Annotated in this window: 20 protein-coding genes; 11 read left to right on the forward strand and 9 right to left on the reverse strand. The window is 54.1% G+C overall.

Annotated elements, in window-relative coordinates:
- The first annotated feature begins 11 nt into the window (after window positions 1-11).
- Together KVT28_RS02220 and KVT28_RS02225 are read left to right on the forward strand one after the other, a co-directional pair.
- Complete coding sequence (locus KVT28_RS02220) at window positions 12-1,433, forward strand: M20 family metallopeptidase (RefSeq protein ID WP_217546556.1); 1,422 nt, start codon at window positions 12-14, stop codon at window positions 1,431-1,433.
- The gene (locus tag KVT28_RS02225; RefSeq protein ID WP_110866203.1) at window positions 1,430-2,704 is read left to right on the forward strand and encodes an MFS transporter; all 1,275 of its coding nucleotides are present in this window, start codon (window positions 1,430-1,432) and stop codon (window positions 2,702-2,704) included. The genes KVT28_RS02220 and KVT28_RS02225 overlap by 4 nt, the downstream gene beginning before the upstream one ends.
- 598 nt (window positions 2,705-3,302) lie before the next feature.
- On the opposite strand, the gene aldA is transcribed toward KVT28_RS02225, so the two are convergent.
- The 3 genes from aldA to KVT28_RS02240 form a co-directional block, all read right to left on the reverse strand.
- Complete coding sequence (gene aldA, locus KVT28_RS02230; protein WP_217546558.1) at window positions 3,303-4,739, reverse strand: aldehyde dehydrogenase; 1,437 nt, start codon at window positions 4,737-4,739, stop codon at window positions 3,303-3,305.
- Window positions 4,740-4,940: 201 nt separating this feature from the next.
- Entirely contained in the window at window positions 4,941-5,039 is a 99-nt protein-coding gene (locus KVT28_RS02235; RefSeq protein WP_008108862.1) for a YoaK family small membrane protein, read from the reverse strand.
- Window positions 5,040-5,053: 14 nt separating this feature from the next.
- Window positions 5,054-5,377 (reverse strand): hypothetical protein, encoded by a 324-nt coding sequence (locus tag KVT28_RS02240; RefSeq protein ID WP_101764337.1) that lies wholly within the window; start codon window positions 5,375-5,377, stop codon window positions 5,054-5,056.
- 366 nt (window positions 5,378-5,743) lie between these two features.
- Between KVT28_RS02240 and rhaT the strand changes: the two genes are divergently transcribed.
- Window positions 5,744-6,778 carry an L-rhamnose/proton symporter RhaT gene (gene rhaT, locus KVT28_RS02245; RefSeq protein ID WP_101764338.1) on the forward strand — a complete coding sequence of 345 codons (1,035 nt, stop codon included), beginning with the start codon at window positions 5,744-5,746 and terminating at the stop codon, window positions 6,776-6,778.
- Window positions 6,779-6,805: 27 nt separating this feature from the next.
- Here the strand turns inward: rhaT and rhaR are convergent, their stop codons facing one another.
- Both rhaR and rhaS read right to left on the reverse strand, forming a co-directional pair.
- Complete coding sequence (gene rhaR, locus KVT28_RS02250; protein ID WP_217546560.1) at window positions 6,806-7,672, reverse strand: HTH-type transcriptional activator RhaR; 867 nt, start codon at window positions 7,670-7,672, stop codon at window positions 6,806-6,808.
- A gap of 15 nt (window positions 7,673-7,687) precedes the next feature.
- Window positions 7,688-8,509, reverse strand: coding sequence for an HTH-type transcriptional activator RhaS (rhaS, locus tag KVT28_RS02255; protein ID WP_217546563.1), 822 nt, complete (start codon window positions 8,507-8,509; stop codon window positions 7,688-7,690).
- A gap of 290 nt (window positions 8,510-8,799) precedes the next feature.
- Here rhaS and rhaB point away from each other — a divergent pair, with 290 nt between their 5' ends.
- The 4 genes from rhaB to rhaM are packed head-to-tail and all read left to right on the forward strand — an operon-like array spanning window position 8,800 to window position 12,678.
- Window positions 8,800-10,272 (forward strand): rhamnulokinase, encoded by a 1,473-nt coding sequence (gene rhaB, locus KVT28_RS02260; RefSeq protein WP_217546565.1) that lies wholly within the window; start codon window positions 8,800-8,802, stop codon window positions 10,270-10,272.
- Window positions 10,265-11,521, forward strand: a complete 1,257-nt coding sequence (locus KVT28_RS02265; RefSeq protein ID WP_217546568.1) for an L-rhamnose isomerase — start codon at window positions 10,265-10,267, stop codon at window positions 11,519-11,521. The genes rhaB and KVT28_RS02265 overlap by 8 nt, the downstream gene beginning before the upstream one ends.
- 10 nt (window positions 11,522-11,531) lie before the next feature.
- Entirely contained in the window at window positions 11,532-12,374 is an 843-nt protein-coding gene (rhaD, locus tag KVT28_RS02270; RefSeq protein ID WP_101764343.1) for a rhamnulose-1-phosphate aldolase, read from the forward strand.
- A complete protein-coding gene (gene rhaM, locus KVT28_RS02275) occupies window positions 12,364-12,678 on the forward strand; it encodes an L-rhamnose mutarotase (protein ID WP_217546570.1) in 315 nt (104 codons plus the stop codon). The genes rhaD and rhaM overlap by 11 nt, the downstream gene beginning before the upstream one ends.
- Window positions 12,679-12,745: 67 nt before the next feature.
- On the opposite strand, the gene KVT28_RS02280 is transcribed toward rhaM, so the two are convergent.
- Window positions 12,746-13,399 (reverse strand): TetR/AcrR family transcriptional regulator, encoded by a 654-nt coding sequence (locus KVT28_RS02280; protein WP_192411802.1) that lies wholly within the window; start codon window positions 13,397-13,399, stop codon window positions 12,746-12,748.
- Between the two features lie 295 nt (window positions 13,400-13,694).
- On the opposite strand from KVT28_RS02280, the gene KVT28_RS02285 reads away from it, so the two are divergent.
- On the forward strand, window positions 13,695-13,952 hold the full coding sequence (locus tag KVT28_RS02285; RefSeq protein WP_101764345.1) for a YdgH/BhsA/McbA-like domain containing protein: 258 nt from the start codon (window positions 13,695-13,697) through the stop codon (window positions 13,950-13,952).
- A gap of 82 nt (window positions 13,953-14,034) precedes the next feature.
- Here KVT28_RS02285 and KVT28_RS02290 read toward each other — a convergent pair whose 3' ends face one another.
- The 3 genes from KVT28_RS02290 to KVT28_RS02300 form a co-directional block, all read right to left on the reverse strand.
- On the reverse strand, window positions 14,035-15,219 hold the full coding sequence (locus KVT28_RS02290) for a sugar transporter (protein ID WP_101764346.1): 1,185 nt from the start codon (window positions 15,217-15,219) through the stop codon (window positions 14,035-14,037).
- A gap of 365 nt (window positions 15,220-15,584) precedes the next feature.
- Window positions 15,585-15,842, reverse strand: a complete 258-nt coding sequence (locus KVT28_RS02295) for a hypothetical protein (RefSeq protein ID WP_101764347.1) — start codon at window positions 15,840-15,842, stop codon at window positions 15,585-15,587.
- A 168-nt stretch (window positions 15,843-16,010) separates the two neighbouring features.
- On the reverse strand, window positions 16,011-17,267 hold the full coding sequence (locus tag KVT28_RS02300) for an MFS transporter (protein WP_110866193.1): 1,257 nt from the start codon (window positions 17,265-17,267) through the stop codon (window positions 16,011-16,013).
- Window positions 17,268-17,361: 94 nt separating this feature from the next.
- Between KVT28_RS02300 and KVT28_RS02305 the strand changes: the two genes are divergently transcribed.
- The 3 genes from KVT28_RS02305 (at window position 17,362) to bioD (ending at window position 20,417) form a co-directional block, all read left to right on the forward strand.
- Entirely contained in the window at window positions 17,362-18,258 is an 897-nt protein-coding gene (locus KVT28_RS02305) for a LysR family transcriptional regulator (RefSeq protein WP_110866192.1), read from the forward strand.
- 134 nt (window positions 18,259-18,392) lie between these two features.
- On the forward strand, window positions 18,393-19,610 hold the full coding sequence (locus KVT28_RS02310) for an ROK family protein (RefSeq protein ID WP_217546572.1): 1,218 nt from the start codon (window positions 18,393-18,395) through the stop codon (window positions 19,608-19,610).
- A gap of 102 nt (window positions 19,611-19,712) precedes the next feature.
- A complete protein-coding gene (bioD, locus tag KVT28_RS02315; RefSeq protein ID WP_192411805.1) occupies window positions 19,713-20,417 on the forward strand; it encodes a dethiobiotin synthase in 705 nt (234 codons plus the stop codon).
- Window positions 20,418-20,481 lie beyond the last annotated feature (64 nt).

Here is a 20,481-nt window from a genome sequence, read left to right on the forward strand (position 1 = left end):
ACAGGGCAAACATGACAGCACAACAGGCGGTTCAACAAGCCACCGCTTATTTTGACAGCGGGGAGTTTCAACGAATTTTAGCGGTTCGCGTGGCGCAACGTACCGAAAGCCAGCGCGACGATCGTGACAACGAATTACAGCGCTATTTGCAGGATGAGATCGGTCCGCAGCTGATCGCTCTGGGCTTCACGTTGCATTTCATCGACAACGCGGAAGCCGCTAATCGACCGTTCCTCGTGGCGGTACGCATTGAAGATCCCATGCTGCCAACCTTGCTCAGCTATGGTCACGGCGATGTGGTGTTTGGTGATGATGAAAACTGGCGCGACGGCTTATCGCCATGGCAGATGGTTGAAGAGGGCGATCGCTGGTATGCGCGTGGCAGCGCAGATAATAAGGGCCAGCACTGCGTCAATCTGGCGGCGCTGGAGCAGGTGTTTGCGTTGCGCGGTGGCAGCCTGGGCTTTAACTGCAAAATACTGTTCGAGATGGGTGAAGAGATCAGCTCGCCGGGGCTGGCGCATTTGTGCCAGCAGCATGGCGAGCTGCTACAAGCCGATCTGTTTATTGCTTCAGACGGTCCGCGTCTCAATGCGGTTCGTCCGACGCTGTTCCTGGGCTCACGCGGCGCGGTTAATTTCCGTTTGACCGTTAACGCGCGTGACAACGCCTATCACTCCGGCAACTGGGGCGGATTGTTGAGCAATCCGGGTACGCAGTTGGCCAACGCCATCGCCTCGCTGGTCAACGCGCAGGGCGTGTTGCAGGTTGAGGCGCTGAAACCCAACTCTTTGACGCCGCAGGTGCGCGATATTCTCGGCGATATCGGGGTGGGCGGCATGCCGGGCGATCCCGATATCGATGTGCACTGGGGCGAGCCGGGACTGACGCCAACCGAACGCCTGTATGGCTGGAACACGCTGGAAGTGTTGTCGTTTCTCACCGGCAATCCGGCGCGTCCAATGAATGCTATTCCGGGCAGCGCCACCGCCGTGTGTCAGCTGCGTTTTGTGGTGGGTACCGACTGGGAAAATCTCGCCCAGCATGTGCGCGCCCATCTGCATCAGCACGGTTTTGACTATGTGGAGGTGGAGTTTATGCGCGGATCGCCCGCGACACGCCTTGATCCCACCGATCCGCTGGTCAATTGGGTGCTGACCAGCATGGCGGAAACCAGCGGCAAGAAACCGGCGCTGCTGCCTAACCTCGGCGGTTCGCTGCCCAATGACGTGTTCTCCGATATTCTCGGTTTGCCAACCTTGTGGGTGCCGCACTCGTATCCAGCATGTGGCCAGCATGGCGTCAATGAGCATATGTTGAAATCGATTGCCCGCGAAGGTTTGCAGATTATGACGCGTCTGCTGTGGGATCTCGGCGAGCAGGGAACGGAACTGGTGGCGCAGCATCGTGCGCACGTTGGAGGTGGCCAATGAGTACATTAAATACCACGATGCCGTTGAACGCAGCGAAGCCTAATTTGCACAAAACGCTGTTCGCGACCTGTATCGGTAACGCGCTGGAGTGGTTTGATATCGCCGTGTACGGCTTTTTTGCCAGCTATATTGCGCATGCCTTCTTTCCTACCAGCGATCCGTCGGTTTCAATGTTGCTCACCTTTGGCAGTTTTGGTGTGTCATTCCTGATTCGTCCGCTGGGCGCGATTGTGCTGGGCAACTATGCCGATCGTCACGGTCGAAAAAAAGCGCTGCTGTTATCGATCAACCTGATGATGCTCGGCGGCGCGGTCATCACCTTTATGCCGAGCTACAGCAGCATTGGCCTGATGGCACCGCTGCTGATTTTGCTGGCGCGTCTGGTGCAGGGTTTCTCTGCCGGGGGCGAATTTGGCAGCTCGACGGCGTTCCTGGTTGAGCATTTCCCGGAGCGCAAAGCCTTTATCGCCAGCTGGCAGTTCGCCACGCAGGGCGCCAGTACGTTGATGGCATCGGCGTTTGGCCTCGGACTGACGCAGATTCTCAGCGAAAGCCAGATTCAGGATTGGGGATGGCGTATTCCCTTCGCCTTCGGCCTGCTGATTGGCCCGCTGGGGATCTATATCCGACGTCACGTACATGAACCGGCGAGCTTTGCTGAGCACAAACCGGAAGCCGCGCCGCTGAAAAGTCTGTTTGGTCGCCAGAAGGAGTTGATGCTGTTGGCGATCGGCCTGATGGTGATTTCGACTGCGGTGAACTACATGCTGAACTATGTGCCGACTTACGCCACCAAAAATTTGCACCTGTCGGGCAGCGTGGCGTTTACTGCTACCTTGTTGGCGGGCGTGATTCTGACGGTGGTCACGCCCATTATGGGGTTATGGGCCGAGCGGGTGGGGCGCGTGCCGCTGATGTGGGGATCGTTGGTTTTGCTGATCGTCACCATCTATCCGGCGTTTAAGCTGGTGGTTGATCACACCACGCCGACTACGTTGATTTTGCTGGTGTGCTGGATGGCGCTGCTGAAGTCGATCTACTTCTCAACGGTGCCGTCGGTGATGGCGGATCTGTTCCCGATGGGTACGCGCGCCAGCGGCATGGCGATCAGCTATAACGTGGCGGTTACGGTGTTTGGTGGCTTTGCCCCGCTGATTTGTACACTGTTGATTAGCGTGACCGGCACCAGTCTGGCGCCCGGTTATTATCTGATGGCGATGTCGGTGTTAAGCGGCCTGGCGCTGCTGCGCAGCCAGAAGCGGGTTTTATAAAGGTTTCAGGGTTACAGGTCGCCACTTATGGCGTAATGCTTGTCAGCTAAGGCAACGGCGAGTGTGCAGGCCGGGGCCACTTTTGGTCCGGCGGTCCTCGCGCCGCTAGCGCGGTACCTTCACTTCACTCGTCTGCCTGACGGACCGGCGGAGACGGGACGTCCTTGTCCCGGCTCCGCCTTTCGCCCGCGTCCTGCGGGCTCTCCTGGCTTCCTCGCTTCGTTCAGCGCTGCGGATTGCCGGCCCAAAAGCGGCCCCGGCCTGCTCATCAACTTCAGTGCGTATTATTGAAAAGGGCTCATTTGCCAGAGGCGCTGGCGCGTCTGCTGCGGCAAAAGGGCTATCCGCAGCGCTGAGGCTTTTACGTTGGGCCAGGAGCCTCACGCAGGGATGCGTGAGGCAGTTCGGGGCCGGCCATGGATGGCCGATCCGCGAACGGTCCGTTGGCACAACGTGGAAGCCGAAGGTACCGCGTTAGCGGCGCGAGGACGGCCCGTGACGCAGCAGATGTGTCAGTGCCCGCACGAATAGCAATTCTGAAAAAAATGCTTTCTTACTAACAAGCATTTTGCTGTTCATGGCTTCTGGAGATCACTATCTACGAGAACTGCAAATATGCCACGTGCGTCTGCAAGAACTCTTCCAAACCGTGACGGCCATCAGCACCGCCAATGCCCGATTTACGCCAGCCCGCATGGAAACCTTGCATCGCTTCGAAATTCTCGCGGTTGATATAGGTTTCTCCAAATTTCAACTTACGCAGGGCAACCATCGCGGTGTTGAGGTTCTGAGTGTAAATCGATGAGGTCAGACCATATTCACAGTCATTCGCCAGCGCTATGGCTTCATCAAGGGTTTTAAAGGTCATCACTGGCAGCACTGGACCAAAAATCTCCTGCTGCATGATCTCCATATCCTGACGCACGCCCGTGATAATGGTTGGTTCAAAATAGAAGCCTTTGCTGCCTGCACGCTTCCCGCCTAGCACTACTTTGCCGCCATCCGCAACCGCGTTCGCCACTTTCTGCTCAACGCGTTCCAGCGCGGCCGCAGTGATTAGCGGCCCCATATCGATATCGTTTTGCTCGGCCGGATTACCAAACTTCACCTGCTGCATGGCGGTAGTCAGCGCGCTGATAAAGCGGTCGTAGATGCCTTCCTGCACGTAAACGCGCTCAGCACAGTTACACACCTGTCCGGTGTTGATCACGCGGGAGCTAACAATCGCTTTGACCGCCAGATCGAGATCGGCATCATCCATGACGATGGCTGGCGCTTTTCCGCCCAGTTCAAGCGAGACTTTGGTAACGTTTTTCGCTGCGGCTTCCATGGTGGCTATACCGGCGTTGACGCTGCCGGTCAGACTGACTAAGCCGACTTTCGGGTTGCCTGCCAGCTCCTGACCAATCTCCGGGCCATAGCCGTAAACAAAGTTGATCACGCCTTTCGGCAGACCAATTTCATGGATGATGTGCGCAAAAATCGCCGCATTGTTGGGCGTCAGCTCACTTGGCTTGATAACAATGGTATTGCCGGTTACCAGCGCGGGCGCGGCTTTACGTGCAATCAGGAAGAAGGGGAAGTTCCACGGCAGAATGCCGGTGGTGACGCCAATCGCTTTCCTGAACACAAAGATGTTTTCGTTGGGACGATCGCTATTAACGATCTCGCCATCATAACGGCGTGCCCATTCGGCCATGTACTCAAGATAATCAGCTGTAAACAGTACTTCAGTTTGCGCCAGACCCTGGGTTTTTCCGCCTTCGGCGACGATAGTGGCGGTCAGTTCTGGTTCACGCTGACGAATAGCAGCGGCAATTTTGCGCAGCCAGTTGCCGCGTTCAACGGCGGGGAGCGCTTCCCAATCCGGCTGCGCCACTTCAGCAGCGTCGATGGCCTGCGCGGCGTCGTGTTTACTGCCTTCCGGCACGCGCGAAAGTAATGCCTCAGTTGCTGGGTTAATCACTTCTATCCACTTATCGTTCTGATCGGCAACAAACGCGCCATTAATATAATGTTGATGGTGTGTTGTCATGTGCAGGTTCTCCGCGATCGGTTTCGTTAAAGATTTGTGAATTGCAGAGTGAAACAGATCAGGGTGTAGCACCTTTTTGCTATTGCCAATGCGACTTGAGGGATGGCAAAGAAGGGAAGAACAGCACGACAGACGCAGCATTCCTGGCGAAATGCCGCGCTTTCAGCGGCTTAGTGGTGATTTAAGGTATGTTAAAAAATGTCAGGAACCTGGCATCGCCGCGCCGCTGGCAATAAACCACGCCAAAAAACTGACGCCAGCAATGATGATGGCAATAGGGAAAAGCAGTCCGATTTTCATAGTCATCCCGAGAGTTAAGCGATCTGCACGATCGCGCGATGGGTTTTCATCATACTGAACAGCTGGAATTGCGTGGCGTCGTCGACCTGACGCAGATGCTCACCTTTCTGATAATGAATCGCATGAACGTGACCCAGCTGTCGCCACACCACAATCACCGAAGCCAGCAGGGCGCAATTCTCCTCGCTCTGCACGCAATCCAGCGTGGCGTAATGTGCTTCATCTAATCCATTAATAAAGACGTTCAGCGCCTGCGCTGGCACGATGGCCCGGATGTCATCCAGCATCACGCGGCTCACCGATTGTGACAGCAACAGCCGCAATCTTTTGGTATTCATCTCAATCCTTCGTCCTGATGATTTTCCCAACGTTATACGGATTAAACGCCTGCGGGGAAAGTCTGGTACGCGGCTTTGTGTGACTGCCATGTTAACTGTTGCAGTGGCAGTGAATCAAAAACTGTGCTGATCGGCACAGCATAATAGAAAAATATGTTGAAGAATAAGCCACTTATAAAAATCACCCCGTGACCTGCCTTCGAATGCGATTTTGTGATCCTTATGTTGACGACCCACCGAATTTTGCCAGCAACCTCCGCTTTCCGGCAGCCATCCAAAGGCTGACGAAAAGCTGCCCACCGTAGACTGCCGGTAATCGGGAAACCGCCGGTTTCCTGTTGGCCTCAACCTTACGAAGGAATAACAATGAACAGTGCCATCATTGCAGGTATTTTCTGGCATCTGGTGGGTGCCGCCAGTGCCGCCTGTTTTTATGCTCCATTTAAGCAGGTGAAAAAGTGGTCCTGGGAAACGATGTGGTCGGTAGGCGGCGTTATGTCGTGGCTGATTCTTCCCTGGGCAGTCAGTGCGGTATTACTGCCGAACTTCTGGGCGTATTACGGCAGCTTTAGTTTCTCTCAACTGATGCCAGTATTTCTGTTTGGTGCCATGTGGGGCATCGGTAACATCAACTATGGTTTGACCATGCGCTACCTCGGGATGTCGATGGGCATTGGTATTGCCATCGGTATCACGTTAGTGGTGGGAACCTTGATGACGCCGCTGCTGCAGGGCCGCTTTGTCGAGCTATTCAGCTCACCAGGCGGACGTATGACACTGCTCGGCGTGTTAGTTGCGCTGATCGGCGTAGGGATTGTATCGCGTGCCGGTCTGTTAAAAGAGCGGGCGCTGGGCATCAATGCCGAAGAGTTCAACCTGAAAAAAGGGCTGATTTTGGCCGTAATGTGCGGCATCTTTTCGGCCGGCATGTCGTTTGCGATGGATGCCGCCAAGCCAATGCATGAAGCTGCAGCCAATCTGGGTATCAATCCACTCTATGTTGCGTTGCCAAGCTATGTGGTGATCATGGGCGGTGGTGCGTTAATCAATCTGGCTTACTGCTTCATCCGTCTGGCGGTAAAAACCGATATTTCAGTACGCCGTGATTTCTCAGTCGCCAAACCAATGCTGCTGGCCAATATCGCGTTTGCCGTGCTGGGCGGCACCATGTGGTATCTGCAGTTCTTCTTCTATGCCTGGGGACACGCCAAAATTCCGGCACAGTATGACTTCATCAGCTGGATGCTGCATATGAGCCTCTACGTGCTGTGCGGTGGTTTGGTTGGTCTGGTACTAAAAGAGTGGAAATCGGCGGGTCAACGTCCGGTTCGCGTTCTCTCGCTGGGTTGTGTGGTGATTATCATTGCTGCCAACATCGTTGGATTAGGCATGGCAGCCTGATGTAAAGCCTGACGCCGCTACGGCACGTCAGGCTTTCACTTTCTCTGCTGAGAGTTCACGCTGCGGCAGGAAACGCTGCCGCCAGGCGCTCGGCGTTAAACCGGTTTCCCGCGTAAACACCACCGAAAAGTAGTTACTGTCATCGAAGCCGCAACGCGCGGCCACTTCACTGATTAAGCAATCCTGCGTCCGCAGCAGGTATTTCGCCTGACACAGCTGTAGTTGCCGAAGATAGTGTCCCACGGTCATACCGGTTTGCTGGCGAAACAGTTGCTTCAACGCACGCTCGCTCAACTGATTCTGCTGGCAGAACACTGCCAAATCGAATGGACGGCTGATGGCACCTTGCAGCGCCGACATCAGCAGATCTAATTGTTCTCCTTCAGGTAATGCCCAGGGCCGATCGGCAGCATAACCGTGACGGCGCAGAATCAATGCTAATTGCAAAAACAGCGCCTCAGAGAGTTGAATCGATAGCGAATCACTTTTGCGGCTTTCGCGTTCCAGCTGGCTAATCACACCGCGCGCTAACGCCATCCCGCGGGTGGTCAAACGCCAGCAGCCCGGCGAATCTTCTTCTTGCGGCGGCAACAACTGGCTCCAGTCAAGGCCAAGACGAAAGCGATCGCGGCAGTAAAGAATGTTATCCAGCGCCAAATCGTTGACGCTGTCATAGCTGTGGCAGTCGTTATCGTGAATGTAAAAAACGTCGCCGCAGGTTACCAACCATGGACGATCGTTCAACACATGCAGGCCGTTACCACGCCAGACGATAACGATTTCACTGAATTCATGACGGTGCGGAGGAAAGGAGGGCTGCGGCATGCGCTCGGCCACCGCAATCGGCAGATTGGAGGCCGGAAAATAGTCTTCCCGCGTTAAGATCAGCGACATGAGGAAACGCTCCAGTTATAGCATCTGCTGGCGCTCCGCTCTGGGCGCACAGCCAAATTCCCGCCGGAACAGCGTGGAGAAGTGATTGCTGTCACCAAATCCACACTGGTAGGCGATGTCTGTAATGCGCATATCGCTATGACGCAGTAAATGCCGCGCCTGTAACAGGCGAAGCCGATTCAGGTAACGCTGCGGTGTATTACCGGTTTGCTGCTTCATCTGGCGGTGCAGAGTGCGCAGCGACAATGAAAAACGATCGGCTAATGCATCCCACACAATCTCTTCACTGTAGTGCTCATTGAGCCAGTCGAGCAACCGATGTAAGCGTGCTTCCTGATCCTGTGATTGATCGTTGTGAGCCGCTTCGCGCAACAACACCAGCAGTTGCAGAAAAAGTTGCTCCTGACGTGCGTGACGTTCCAGCGACCACACATCTTGCTGCTTCATCTGCGTAACGATTTGCAGCGCCTGCGCCATCACCTTGTGATTAATGCGCCAGTGCGACGCGTAGTGATCCTCTTCTTCGCGCGGCAGGAGCGCCTGCAAACCCGAGAGAAAACGAAATGACGCCGGACTGCGATACAGCACGTTGGTCAGGCACAAATTTTCCGTTTGCTCATAAAGATGACGATCGTGATCGCGCACAAAGCATACGCATCCTGCGGATAAAGCTTGTGGCTGACCGTTAAACACATGAATGCCAGAACCGTGTTCCACCAACACGATTTCATGGAAATCATGATGGTGCTCCGGAAATGCCTGCTGCGGCACACGCGGCTCGATGGCGATGGCGTAATTCCCTTCAGGGAAGAAATCTGCGCTATGTAGAACGGTCATGATTCGCCTCTTAATTAACTCAACCGTTGCCGAGTCTACGCAGGCGCCCCGCACCTTACCTTGAATTTTCATCTTAGTGACGCAGGAAAATGGCTAATTTTTCAAGATCTCACCGGCGATTGACAGAAATGCGGCAAGGCTCACATCTCGCCACTTGTGTGGTTCTGTGAGCTTTCTCACGAACTTCTTTGTCAGCCTGCCAGTGACTATTACGCACTGGCAGTAAGGGGAAGGTGGCAAAAAGCGGAGATTTCTAATCTGTAGTCATCTCATTACAGGAAGAACACGCCATGAGTATGCGTAACATTGTTGCCATTGATTTAGGCGCATCCAGCGGGCGCGTGATGCTCGCACAATGGAGTTCAGCGAATCAGCAGATCAGCCTGCGCGAAGTGCGTCGCTTCACCAATCAGCGTGTGCGCCGTGCAGATTATGATTGTTGGGATTTGGATCGACTGGAGCAAGAGATTCGTTTAGGGCTGGCCCAGCTTGATGATGAAGGCATTGTGCCGGACAGCATTGGCATCGATACCTGGGGCGTTGATTTGGTGTTGCTGGATGCCAACGGTGAACGCGTCGGCGAGGCGGTAAGTTATCGCGATAAGCGCACAGAAGGGCACATGGCTCAGGCCATTAACGATCTCGGCAAAGGTGCAATCTATCAGCGCACCGGCATTCAATTCTTGCCGTTCAACACCCTTTATCAACTGCACGCACTGCATCAGCAGCAGCCAGATTGGCAGGAAAAAGTGCAGCATGCGCTGATGATTCCTGACTATCTGCACTATCGCCTTACCGGCCAGATGAACTGGGAATACACCAACGCCACCACCACACAACTGCTTAATATTCACAGCGGCGAATGGGACAGCGATTTGCTTGCGTGGGCTGGCGTGCCAGCTAAGTGGTTCGGCAAACCCACATCGCCAGGTAACACTGTCGGTAACTGGACCAGCGCCAGCGGCAACCACATTCCGGTGATCGCGGTTGCGACTCACGATACGGCGAGCGCGGTTTTGGCCACCCCGTTAATGCAGGATGATGCCGCTTATCTCAGCTCGGGAACCTGGTCACTGATGGGGATTGAGAGCTTGCAGCCTTGTGTCAGCACGGCGGCGCTCAATGCCAACGTAACCAATGAAGGTGGAGCAGAAGGCTACCGCGTTCTGAAAAACATTATGGGTTTGTGGCTGCTGCAACGTGTCTGCACTGAGCTGCAAATTACCGATCTCTGTTCGCTGATCAAAGAAGCCGCAAAAGAGCCCGCCTGTCGTGCGCTGGTTAACCCCAATCACAGCCGTTTTATCAATCCAGACAGCATGGTTCAGGAGATTCAAAACGCCTGCGCCGAACAGAACATGCCCGTACCGCAGACGCCGGCTGCGCTGGCTCGCACCATCTTCGACAGTCTGGCCTTACTCTATCGCCAGGTTATTGGCGAACTCGGCACACTGCGCGCGGCACCGCTGCGTCAACTGCATGTGGTGGGCGGCGGCAGTCAGAACCCGCTGTTAAATCAATTGTGTGCCGATGCCTGCCAGCTGCCGGTATTGGCGGGGCCGATTGAAGCCTCGACGCTCGGCAACGTCGGCTGCCAGCTCATTGCTTTGGGCGAACTGCGTGACGTCAGTGATTTACGCCGCTGCATTAGCCAAAACTTCCCGTTAGAAAAATTTGAACCGTTGAACAACAGCGCCTTCGCTGCCCATCAGGCACGCTTTGCCGCGCTCAGCCAACCTGCTAAGGAACTTGCATATGACTAAGCTGATTGAACAGGCCTTCGAACTGGCCAAACAACGTTACGCCGCCATCGGTGTGGATGTGGAACAGGTAATGGCGCAGCTGGATGGCATTCCGGTCTCGATGCACTGCTGGCAAGGTGATGACGTGCGCGGCTTCGAAAATCCGAACGGTGAACTGACCGGCGGTATTCAGGCTACCGGCAACTATCCGGGACGCGCCCGTAATGCTGATGAGCTGCGCTCTGATGTTGAAAAAGCGATGTCACTCATTCCGGGTGCTAAACGCCTCAACCTGCATGCGATTTATCTGGAGAGCGATAAGCCGGTCGATCGTGATGCGATTGAACCGAAACACTTCAGCAACTGGGTGGAATGGGCCAAAACGCACAAGCTGGGCCTCGATTTTAATCCAAGCTGTTTCTCCCATCCGCTGAGCGCCGATGGTTTTACGTTGTCACACGCCGACAAAGGGATTCGTCAGTTCTGGATCGATCACTGCAAGGCCAGCCGTCGTATCTCTGCACACTTTGGTGAGCAACTGGGTACCGCATCCGTTATGAATATCTGGGTGCCGGACGGAATGAAAGATCTCACCGTCGATCGTTTAGGACCGCGTCAACGCCTGGCGAGTGCGCTTGATGAAGTGATCAGTGAAAAACTCAATCCTGCGCACCACATTGATGCGGTAGAGAGCAAACTGTTTGGCATTGGCGCAGAGAGCTACACAGTGGGTTCTAATGAATTCTGCCTGGGTTATGCCAGCAGCCGCCAGACCGCGCTGACTCTGGACGCCGGTCACTTCCATCCAACCGAAGTGATTTCCGACAAAATTTCCACGGCCATGCTGTATGTGCCGCGCCTGCTGCTGCACGTAAGCCGTCCGGTGCGCTGGGACAGCGATCACGTGGTGATTCTCGACGATGAAACCCAGGCCATCGCTACCGAAATCGCACGCCACAAATTGTTCGACAAGGTGCACATCGGTCTCGACTTCTTCGATGCGTCGATCAACCGCATCGCGGCGTGGGTAATTGGGACACGCAATGCCAAAAAAGCGCTGCTGCGTGCTCTGCTGGAACCTACCGACCAGTTACGCAAGCTGGAGAACGAAGGGGATTACACCGGCCGCCTGGCGATGCTGGAAGAACAAAAATCGTTGCCATGGCAAGCGGTGTGGGAAGCCTGGTGTCTGCGCCACGATGTCCCTGCTGATGCCAGCTGGCTGAGCGAAGTCCGTCATTATGAACAACAAACACTGCGTCAACGTTAAGGGACACACCATGCAAAATATCCTCTCTTCCGCTTTTGTTCAGGGAATGGTTAAAGCGACCAGCGACATGTGGTTGAAAGGCTGGGATGAGCGTAATGGCGGCAACGTCAGCTTACGTTTACTGCCGGAAGAAGTTAAAGATTTCGCCGGTGATTTCTATGCCGAGCCGCGCTGTATTGAGCTGACCAAACCTGCTCCAGCGCTGGCCAATGATTGGTTCCTGGTCACCGGATCGGGTAAGTTTTTCCGTAACGTTCAGCTCGACCCGGCCGACTGTCTGGCGCTGCTGCAGGTGGATGACAAAGGCTTGTCATACAAAATCCATTGGGGTTTGAGTAACGGCGGCCTGCCAACATCAGAGTTGGCAGCTCACTTCCAGTCGCACAGCGTGCGCAAGCAGGTCTCAAACGGCATTGATCGCGTCATCATGCATTGCCACGCCACCAACTTTATGGCGCTGAGCTATGTGGTAAATCTGGATTCCGCACGATTCACACGCCTGTTGTGGGAAGGCAGCACCGAATGTCTGGTGGTGTTCCCGGATGGCGTAGGTATTCTGCCATGGATGGTGCCCGGTACCGATGGAATTGGTCAGGCAACGGCAGACGCAATGGCAAACCACAGCATTGTGATGTGGCCGTTCCATGGCATCTTTGGCGCGGGTCCAAACCTCGACGAGACTTTCGGCCTGATCGATACGGCGGAGAAATCCTCCGAAGTGGTGGTAAAAGCGCTGTCAATGGGCGGTATTCGTCAAAGCATCACCACTGAGCAGCTGATCGCGCTGGGTGAACGCTTCAACGTTAAGCCGTGGCAAGCCGCGCTGCAGGCGGAGCGCAGCGATGTTGCGTAAAGCCTTTGTGATGCAGGTGCATGCACACTGCCACGATGAGTATCTGCGCCGTCATACGCCAATTTGGCCGGAGCTGGCTGAGACGCTAAAAGCGCATGGCGCGCACAATTACGCTATCTGGCTGGATGCTGAACGCAATCTGCTGTTTGCCAGCGTGGAAATTGAGTCTGAAGCGCGCTGGGAAGCAGTGGCAAAAATGGAAGTGTGTCAGCGCTGGTGGGCATCGATGAAGGATTTAATGCCATCGAATCCGGATAATAGTCCGGTGAGTGCAGCGTTGAAACCGATGTTTTTCCTGCCTTAACGCTCGCTCACCTCAGTATTTGTACGGAGGCAATAATTTTAGGCCGACACGGAAGTCGGCCTGAATTTTATTTGGTGCTCAATTCACAATATCCCGCCAGAGCGGGCCAGATTGCCATCTGCGTATCCACGATCTGGTCAAGGTCCTCACGATTAGCGCCTTCACGCGCACGCACCGACATTCCCTGCAGTAAACACGCCAGGTAGCGGGCTAACCTTGCACTATTGGCACATTGCGGTAACTCGCCGCGCTGCTGCCGGGTATCAAGAAATGCTTTTAACGCTGATTCCTGCGCGTGATGCTGTTGAGCCAGCATTTGCGCCACTTCTTCTGAGCCGGAAGAGAGCGCGCTCGAGGTACAAATGAAGAAACAACCAGCAGGCTTATCACATGCGGTGAAGCATGCGGCGGTTGCGCGAAAATAGGCTTCAATGGCCGTTTTCACGTCTAAAGCATCATCATTTAGCACGGCGTTGCGTTGTGCGCTGAACGTTTCAATGTATCGCTGCATCGCCGCACGGAATAACCCTTCTTTATTTTCAAACTCAGCATAAAGGGTTGGGGCCTTAGCGCCGGTAGCGTTAACCAAATCGGACAGCGAAGTGCCTTCATAGCCATGCGCCCAGAACAACATCAATGCCTTGTCCAGGGCATCGTTGCGATCAAACACTTTCGGACGGCCGCGCGTTTTCCTGTTAACCACATCGATAACTTCTGTCATTGGGCACCTCAAAGCGTAGAAACACCCCATTAAATTACCGATCATTAAATAAATATGCAAGCGCAGCCCGGAATGAGTCTATTCGTCTTTGCCCGTTTGTGCTTTTTGCTTGCGAAAGCACCCAAATGGATAAGTCAAAAAGGGCTGGGAAGCCCATAATCACGCCACTTCCGATTAAAATAATGATCGTTAATAAAATGATTGACGCGCGGGTCCATTCGGCAGTAGCATTTAATTAACGGTTGTTAACTTAATCGCGACCGACCCCAATTCACCCGTTTAAGAGAGCAAAATTATGAAAAGCATCAAACTGACTTTGGCCGCTGTAGCATTGTCTTCAATCGCGTTTGGTAGCATGGCTGCAGACTTAGTAAACGAAGCGCCGTTGAACCAACAACAGATTGGTGTGGTTAGCGCATCAGGTAGCACTAACCTGACATCGCTGGAGAATCAGCTAGCGGAAAAGGCCAGTGCTGCCGGAGCAAAGTCATTCCGCATCACTTCGACCTCTGGCAACAACAAGCTAAATGGCACAGCAGTAATTTATAACTAAGAGAATTGAGCGGAGGGCAATTAAGCATTCCGCAGGAAGTGAACAAAAGGCTTCAGAAGATAACCTTCTGAAGCCTTTTTTCTTATCCGTTAGAACGCAGCTGTGGATAGCGGCGGAAGATAGCGATACACCAGAACAGTGCGGCAAGGCCAATAATGCCGCCGACGTTACCGACATCCGACATTTGCATATGCAAACTGACCTGATTACCCAGCAGCGCACCCGCGCCGATACCGATGTTGTAGATACCCGAGAACAGCGACATCGCGACGTCGGTGGCATCCGGTGCCAGCGCCAAAACGCGCACCTGCATCGCCAGACCAATCATCATCATTGCCATGCCCCAAACGATGCACAGCACGGTGATTGCAGCGGGACGTACAGCAGCAAACACCAGCAAGCCCATGCTTAGCGTGATCATCGCAATCGCGGCGATCAGCATCGCAGAAGGGAATCTATTGCCCAGCGTACTAAACAGCACGCTGCCGAGAATGCCCGCTGATCCAAACAGCAGTAACAGCAGCGTGGTGAAATTATCATCGGCATTAGCGACCACCTGCATAAACGGTTCGATGTAGCTGTAAGCGGTGTAATGCGCCGTCACCACCACGGTAACCAGAACGTACATTGCCACCAGCGCCGGACGGCGGAATAGCATCGGAACGCTGCTCAGTGAACCCGTGTGCTCGCTCGGCAGACGCGGCAGTATGCGCATCAGCAAAATCAGCAACACCAAAGCAGATAAGCCGATCATGCCAAAAGTAGTGCGCCAGCCAAGATATTGACCGACGATACGCCCAATCGGCACGCCCAGCACCATCGCCAGCGCGGTACCGGTTGCCAGCATACTCAACGCCTGAGTTTTCTTGCCTGCAGGCGCCACGCGAATGGCCAGCGAAGCGGTAATTGACCAGAACACGGCGTGCGCTAAGGCAATACCGATGCGCGAGATAACCAGTGAGGTGAAATCCCATGCCAAAGACGAGAGCACATGGCTGGCTACAAACACGATGAACAACACCGCCAATAACAGGCGACGCTCAATATTGCGCGTTAACAGCATCAGCGGCAGCGACAGTAGCGCGACAACCCACGCGTAGATGGTCAGCATAATGCCAACATCGGCAGTCTTCATGTCATAGCTGGCGGCGATATCCGACAGCAGACCGACAGGCACGAATTCTGTGGTGTTAAAGACAAAAGCAGCAATAGCCAGCAGTACAACGCGTAGCCAGGCCGTTTTACGGGAAACAGTAGTAGATTGCATGGAGTTCAAATCTGTCAGACGGCAAATGAAAGGGCAAAAAGCACCCCAGAAAGTGACCGGAGTCACAAATTGCCGCTATTGTGGAGCATTAATGAGCGGAGGGAAACCGTTTGTCGGGCTTTTATTACTGAATATTTTTTATCAAGAGTGGCGTAATTAATAGCCTGAGGTTTTTACGCTTTCTGTCATCAATACGAGAGCGAGCAAGATTAACAACGGGGGAGAAAGAGGCAACTGGACCTGACGCCACCTTGAGCGCCTTAAGGTCCAGTTATTATTACACTTAAATTTATAATTATTATGAAACGCCGCAGTGCTGCTTAACAAAAGAGTTAGGTCTGCTGACCACTCTCACATCATGATTATCAGAGTCGCACCATATGTTTTAGTGCCACACTATTTTGAGTCGTCATGTTTTTTTTTAACCCCACCGGACAGCAGTGCTCGCAGCCCAGCGCGCTGGCATAAAATTTACGCGCTTGCTGAATGGCGGCATTTGGCGTGTAGAAAGTTCCAAGGAAACGGCGTGCCTCATCGGCGGGTAGGTACGGGCATCCCGTTGCGTGTACTACATGGTTGTCGTTATAGCCGGCATGCTTATCGACGTAATAATAGAGTCCCATCTATCGTCCTCATTGCTGTGAAATAATAAAAGTCTAACTATTGTTGGAATGGAATGAATTATAGCGACGAATGGCCGTTTTGTTTTATCTGGGACTGTGAGATCATCGGATGGCGTGGACTTGATGAGAGAACGGGGCGCATTAGCCCCGTTTAACAGATGAAAGGTATTACAGTTTCCGGCACTGCAATCGCCAGCCGACCAGCAAAGCCATTAATAGTAGCAAGCTAATGAATGCCGTAACGCCCATCCAGCCATAGCTGTGCCAGAACACGCCGCCCAATGTACCCGCCACGCTGGATCCAACGTAATAGCTAAACAGATAGAGTGACGATGCCTGGCCTTTAGCCCGACGCGCACGCGGGCCAATCCAGCCGCTGGCAACAGAGTGCGCCGCAAAGAATCCGGCGGTGAACAACATCATGCCGGGTAAAATCAGCCACAGTGAGTTAAACGCCGTCAGCAGCAATCCCGTCAGCATAATCGCAGTTGCGCCAATCATCACCGGACCGCGTCCAAAGCGGCTGGTCATCGCGCCGGCTTTCGGTGAACTCCAGGAGCCGGTCAGATAGACCACCGACAGCAATCCCACCACCGCCTGGCTCAGCGACCAGGGCGCACTCAGCAGGCGATAGCCGATGTAGTTGAACAGCGTGACGAACGCGCCCATCAGCAGGAAGCCCTCAGCGAACAGCAGCGGTAATCCTTTATCGCGCCAGTGCAAACGGAAGTTGATCAGCAAACTACGCGGACGCAGCGAAGCTGGACGGAAATGACGCGATGCAGGCAGGATTTTCCAAAACATCAGCGCGCCCGCCAACGCGAAACAGCCAATCACGCCCACCGCAACGCGCCACGAGAAGAAATCGGTCAATACGCCCGTCAACAGGCGTCCGCTCATGCCGCCAATCGAGTTACCGCTGATGTACAGCCCCATGGAAAAGGCGATAACGCGTGGATGAATCTCTTCACTCAGATAGGTCATGCCAACCGCCGCAACCCCGCTCAGCGATAAGCCAATCAGCGCGCGCATCAGCAAAATCCCCTGCCAACTGCTCATGGTGGCGGAAATCAAGGTACAGATAGCCGCGAGCAACAGCGCGGTAACCATCACCGATTTACGCCCAATCGCATCTGACAGCGGCCCGGTAAACAGCAACCCCAATGCCATTAAGCCGGTCGATAGCGAGAGAGAAATACTGCTTTGCGCTGGAGAAACACCAAACTGTTGCGATAACACCGGCAAAATGGGCTGCACGCAATACAGCAGGGCGAAAGTGGCAAGACCGGCAGAGAACAGCGCCAGCGTCACGCGCATAAACTGCGGCGATCCGCGTTCAATCCATTCTGAAGGGGTTGCAGCTGGAGCAGGCTTTACGGACAACTCGTCTTCATCGAGTATCACCGCCTGAGAAGAGCGACTCACGGAACATCCTCGTTTGAACAATCATGCCGTTACTGTAGGAAAGGGCGAATAGGTTGTACAATATATTAATAATCTCAAATGAGACTTTTAAAGTATGAATGTTGAGTTGCGTCATTTACGCTATTTCGTTGCCGTCGCGGAGGAACTGCATTTTGGCCGCGCCGCGCAGCGCCTGAATATTTCGCAACCGCCGTTGAGTCAGCAGATTCAGCAGCTGGAGCAGGAAATTGGCGCCCAGCTGTTTACCCGCACCAATCGCAGCGTACAGATCACGCCCGCCGGCGCGCTGTTTTTGCAGGATGCGCGTGCCATTTTGTTACAGGTGGAGCAGGCCACCCGCCGCGCCGCACGCGTGCATAGCGGGCAGGAGGGCGAGTTGCGCATCGGCTTTACCTCCTCAGCGCCGTTTACCGGTCTGGTTTCTGACGCGCTGTACCAATTCCGTCAGCGTTGGCCAGAAGTACACATTCAGATGCAGGAGAACAACACGCGGCAGCAGCTTGCGCCACTTCATGACGATCGGCTCGATCTTGGTGTGATGCGCAATACGCCGCTGCCCAGCGATCTGCAGCACCGCGTGTTACTGCGTGAGCCGCTATGCGCGGTAGTGCATTGGGCGCATCCGCTGGCCGATGCAGAGTCGATTTCCATTCAGGCATTAGCCAACGAGCCGTTTGTATTTTTCGATCCGCAAGGCGGCACTGCGTTGTACGGTGAAATCCTGGCGCTGCTGCATCGCTATCAAATCAAACCTTTTATTACGCAGGAAGTGGGCGAGGCGATGACCATCCTTGGTCTGGTGGCGACCGGACTCGGCGTGTCGATTCTGCCGGCGTCATTCAGCCGTGCACGTCTGGCCGATGTGGTGTGGATCCCTTTGCAGGAGAGCGACGCGATTTCTGAAGTTTGGCTGGTCTGGTCAGCGACGCGAGAACCGACGGCGCAAATGACCAATATGATGTCGCTGATGCTGCAAAATGCAGAGAATTGAGTCCGCAGTTGAATGAGGGCCCAAACTTTATGTGCGATAAATCACATTTCTAATCAAATATTTGACGCTGCTGGTCAATCTGCATCACCATAGCTGCTGTTTATTTAGAAGCGCGAAAATAATGGGAGCTGGGCGTGAATCTGTACAGTCAACCTGGTCATATTGATCAGATAAAACAGACCAACGCAGGTGTGGTTTACCGACTGATTGACCTTTACGGCCCGATTTCGCGTATTGAGCTTTCTAAACGTGCCCAGTTAGCACCCGCCAGCATTACCAAAATCGTGCGTGAAATGCTCGATGCCCATCTGGTTCAGGAAACTGAATTTCAGGAACCGGGCAGTCGCGGTCGTCCCGCGATTGGTTTGGTCCTCGATACGCTCGCCTGGCATTATCTCGCCGTTCGCATTCAGCCCGGATTTATTACGCTGACGCTGCGCGATCTCAGCAGCCGCGCGCTGCAGGAAGATCGCCTGCCGCTGCACGCCAGCGCCGACAAACCACTGCTGCAAACCTTGCACGAGACAGTGAATGACTTCTTTATTCGCCACCAAAGCAAGCTGGAGCGTTTGACCGCCATCGCCATTACCTTGCCAGGATTGATTAACGCCGCTTCTGGCGTGGTCCATCGTATGCCGGGTTATGACGTGCAGGATATGCCGCTGGGAGAAACGCTGGCGCAGCGCACCGGTCTGCCGGTGTTCGTGCAGCATGATATTTCCGCCTGGACGTTAGCCGAAGCGCTGTTTGGCGCATCCAGTGGCGCGCAACATGTGATTCAGATTGTGATTGATGAAACCGTCGGCGCGGGCGTGATCAGCGGCGGACAACTGCTGCACAAAAATGGTCGTACGCTGGTGGAAATTGGTCATACGCAAATCGATCCTTACGGCCAGCAGTGTTATTGCGGCAATAATGGCTGTCTGGAAACCGTCGCCAGCATCGGAAGCTTGCTCACTCTCACCGCCCAGCGTTTGCCGTCGCAGCCGGACAGTGTATTGCATCAGACGCCGTTGACGATTGAGAGCTTATGCGCAGCCGCGCAGCAGGGCGATCGCCTGGCGCGTGATGTGATTGCGGGCGTCGGACACCATATTGGCCGTATGCTGGCGATGATGGTAAACATCTTTAATCCTCAACAAATCCTTATCGGTTCGCCGCTGAATCAGGCCGCCGATGTGCTGTTCCCTGCGGTGAGCAGTACCATTCGACAACAAGCCTTGCCCGCATATAGCAGTGAAATCCAGCTCACACCAACGGCTTTCAGCGATCCCGGCACCTTTGGCGGCGCCGCACTGATAAAAGACGCGCTCTATAGCGGCCATTTATTGGTAAAACTGTTGCAGGGATAATTACAGCTCACCTTAAGTTTGTCCTAACGCAATCTGCCCGTGAAAACATTTCCTTAAACTGCCTCCTTCGCACGTTACACATCGCTTTAATGAAGGAGGAGAATGGTGAAAACGCTTTTTGTCACCGGTACCGACACCGCGGTGGGTAAAACCGTGGTATCACGCGCATTATTGCAGTGCTTTGCCAAGACGAATCTGTGCGCCGCAGGCTTCAAACCTGTCGCCAAAAGCGCGCAACTCACATCTGAAGGCTTACGTAATAAAGATGCCCTGTTATTACAGCAGGCTTCAGGTCTCGCTCTCGATTATTCCGCCGTCAATCCTATCGCCTTACAAGAGGATGAAATCAGCACCAGCGCGTCGCAGCGCATAGATTATCCGTTGCTCAGCCGCAGTCTAAACGATTTGCAGCAGCGCGCCGCGCGCGTGGTGGTAGAAGGCACCGGCGGCTGGCGCAGTTTAATGAACGACTTACAGCCTTTGTCCCACTGGGTGCGGCAGGAACATTTACCCGTTGTGTTGGTAGTCGGCATTAAAGAAGGTTGCATCAGCCACGCTTTACTGACCGCCGAGGCGATTGCGCAGGATGGATTGCGACTCGTGGGTTGGGTAGCCAACCGTATTAATCCCGGTCTGGCGCATTACGCTGAAATTATTGATGTTTTGAGCAACAAGTTAGGTGCACCTTTATTAGGCGAGTTGCCTTATCTGCCGCGCGCAGAACAACGGGAACTGAGTGGTTATCTGGATATTTCACTGCTCGATGACAATATTACGCACGACAACAGTGCAAAGCCTGCGGCCTGATGAAACAAAAAGCCGCAAATGATCAATGGCTGAATCTAAGATTTCAGATTCAGCCCTCCTCTTT

It is taken from the genome of Pantoea sp. GbtcB22, assembly GCF_019091025.1.
In the GTDB taxonomy this organism is placed as follows: Bacteria; Pseudomonadota; Gammaproteobacteria; order Enterobacterales; family Enterobacteriaceae; genus Pantoea; species Pantoea leporis.

What these genes read in the sequence shown, in the direction of transcription:
- KVT28_RS02220 (WP_217546556.1), top strand. Translation starts at nt 12, where the DNA reads ATGACAGCACAACAGGCGGTTCAACAAGCCACCGCTTATTTTGACAGC.
- KVT28_RS02225 (WP_110866203.1), top strand. Translation starts at nt 1,430, where the DNA reads ATGAGTACATTAAATACCACGATGCCGTTGAACGCAGCGAAGCCTAAT.
- aldA (WP_217546558.1), bottom strand. Translation starts at nt 4,739, where the DNA reads ATGACAACACACCATCAACATTATATTAATGGCGCGTTTGTTGCCGAT.
- KVT28_RS02235 (WP_008108862.1), bottom strand. Translation starts at nt 5,039, where the DNA reads ATGAAAATCGGACTGCTTTTCCCTATTGCCATCATCATTGCTGGCGTC.
- KVT28_RS02240 (WP_101764337.1), bottom strand. Translation starts at nt 5,377, where the DNA reads ATGAATACCAAAAGATTGCGGCTGTTGCTGTCACAATCGGTGAGCCGC.
- rhaT (WP_101764338.1), top strand. Translation starts at nt 5,744, where the DNA reads ATGAACAGTGCCATCATTGCAGGTATTTTCTGGCATCTGGTGGGTGCC.
- rhaR (WP_217546560.1), bottom strand. Translation starts at nt 7,672, where the DNA reads ATGTCGCTGATCTTAACGCGGGAAGACTATTTTCCGGCCTCCAATCTG.
- rhaS (WP_217546563.1), bottom strand. Translation starts at nt 8,509, where the DNA reads ATGACCGTTCTACATAGCGCAGATTTCTTCCCTGAAGGGAATTACGCC.
- rhaB (WP_217546565.1), top strand. Translation starts at nt 8,800, where the DNA reads ATGAGTATGCGTAACATTGTTGCCATTGATTTAGGCGCATCCAGCGGG.
- KVT28_RS02265 (WP_217546568.1), top strand. Translation starts at nt 10,265, where the DNA reads ATGACTAAGCTGATTGAACAGGCCTTCGAACTGGCCAAACAACGTTAC.
- rhaD (WP_101764343.1), top strand. Translation starts at nt 11,532, where the DNA reads ATGCAAAATATCCTCTCTTCCGCTTTTGTTCAGGGAATGGTTAAAGCG.
- rhaM (WP_217546570.1), top strand. Translation starts at nt 12,364, where the DNA reads ATGTTGCGTAAAGCCTTTGTGATGCAGGTGCATGCACACTGCCACGAT.
- KVT28_RS02280 (WP_192411802.1), bottom strand. Translation starts at nt 13,399, where the DNA reads ATGACAGAAGTTATCGATGTGGTTAACAGGAAAACGCGCGGCCGTCCG.
- KVT28_RS02285 (WP_101764345.1), top strand. Translation starts at nt 13,695, where the DNA reads ATGAAAAGCATCAAACTGACTTTGGCCGCTGTAGCATTGTCTTCAATC.
- KVT28_RS02290 (WP_101764346.1), bottom strand. Translation starts at nt 15,219, where the DNA reads ATGCAATCTACTACTGTTTCCCGTAAAACGGCCTGGCTACGCGTTGTA.
- KVT28_RS02295 (WP_101764347.1), bottom strand. Translation starts at nt 15,842, where the DNA reads ATGGGACTCTATTATTACGTCGATAAGCATGCCGGCTATAACGACAAC.
- KVT28_RS02305 (WP_110866192.1), top strand. Translation starts at nt 17,362, where the DNA reads ATGAATGTTGAGTTGCGTCATTTACGCTATTTCGTTGCCGTCGCGGAG.
- bioD (WP_192411805.1), top strand. Translation starts at nt 19,713, where the DNA reads ATGGTGAAAACGCTTTTTGTCACCGGTACCGACACCGCGGTGGGTAAA.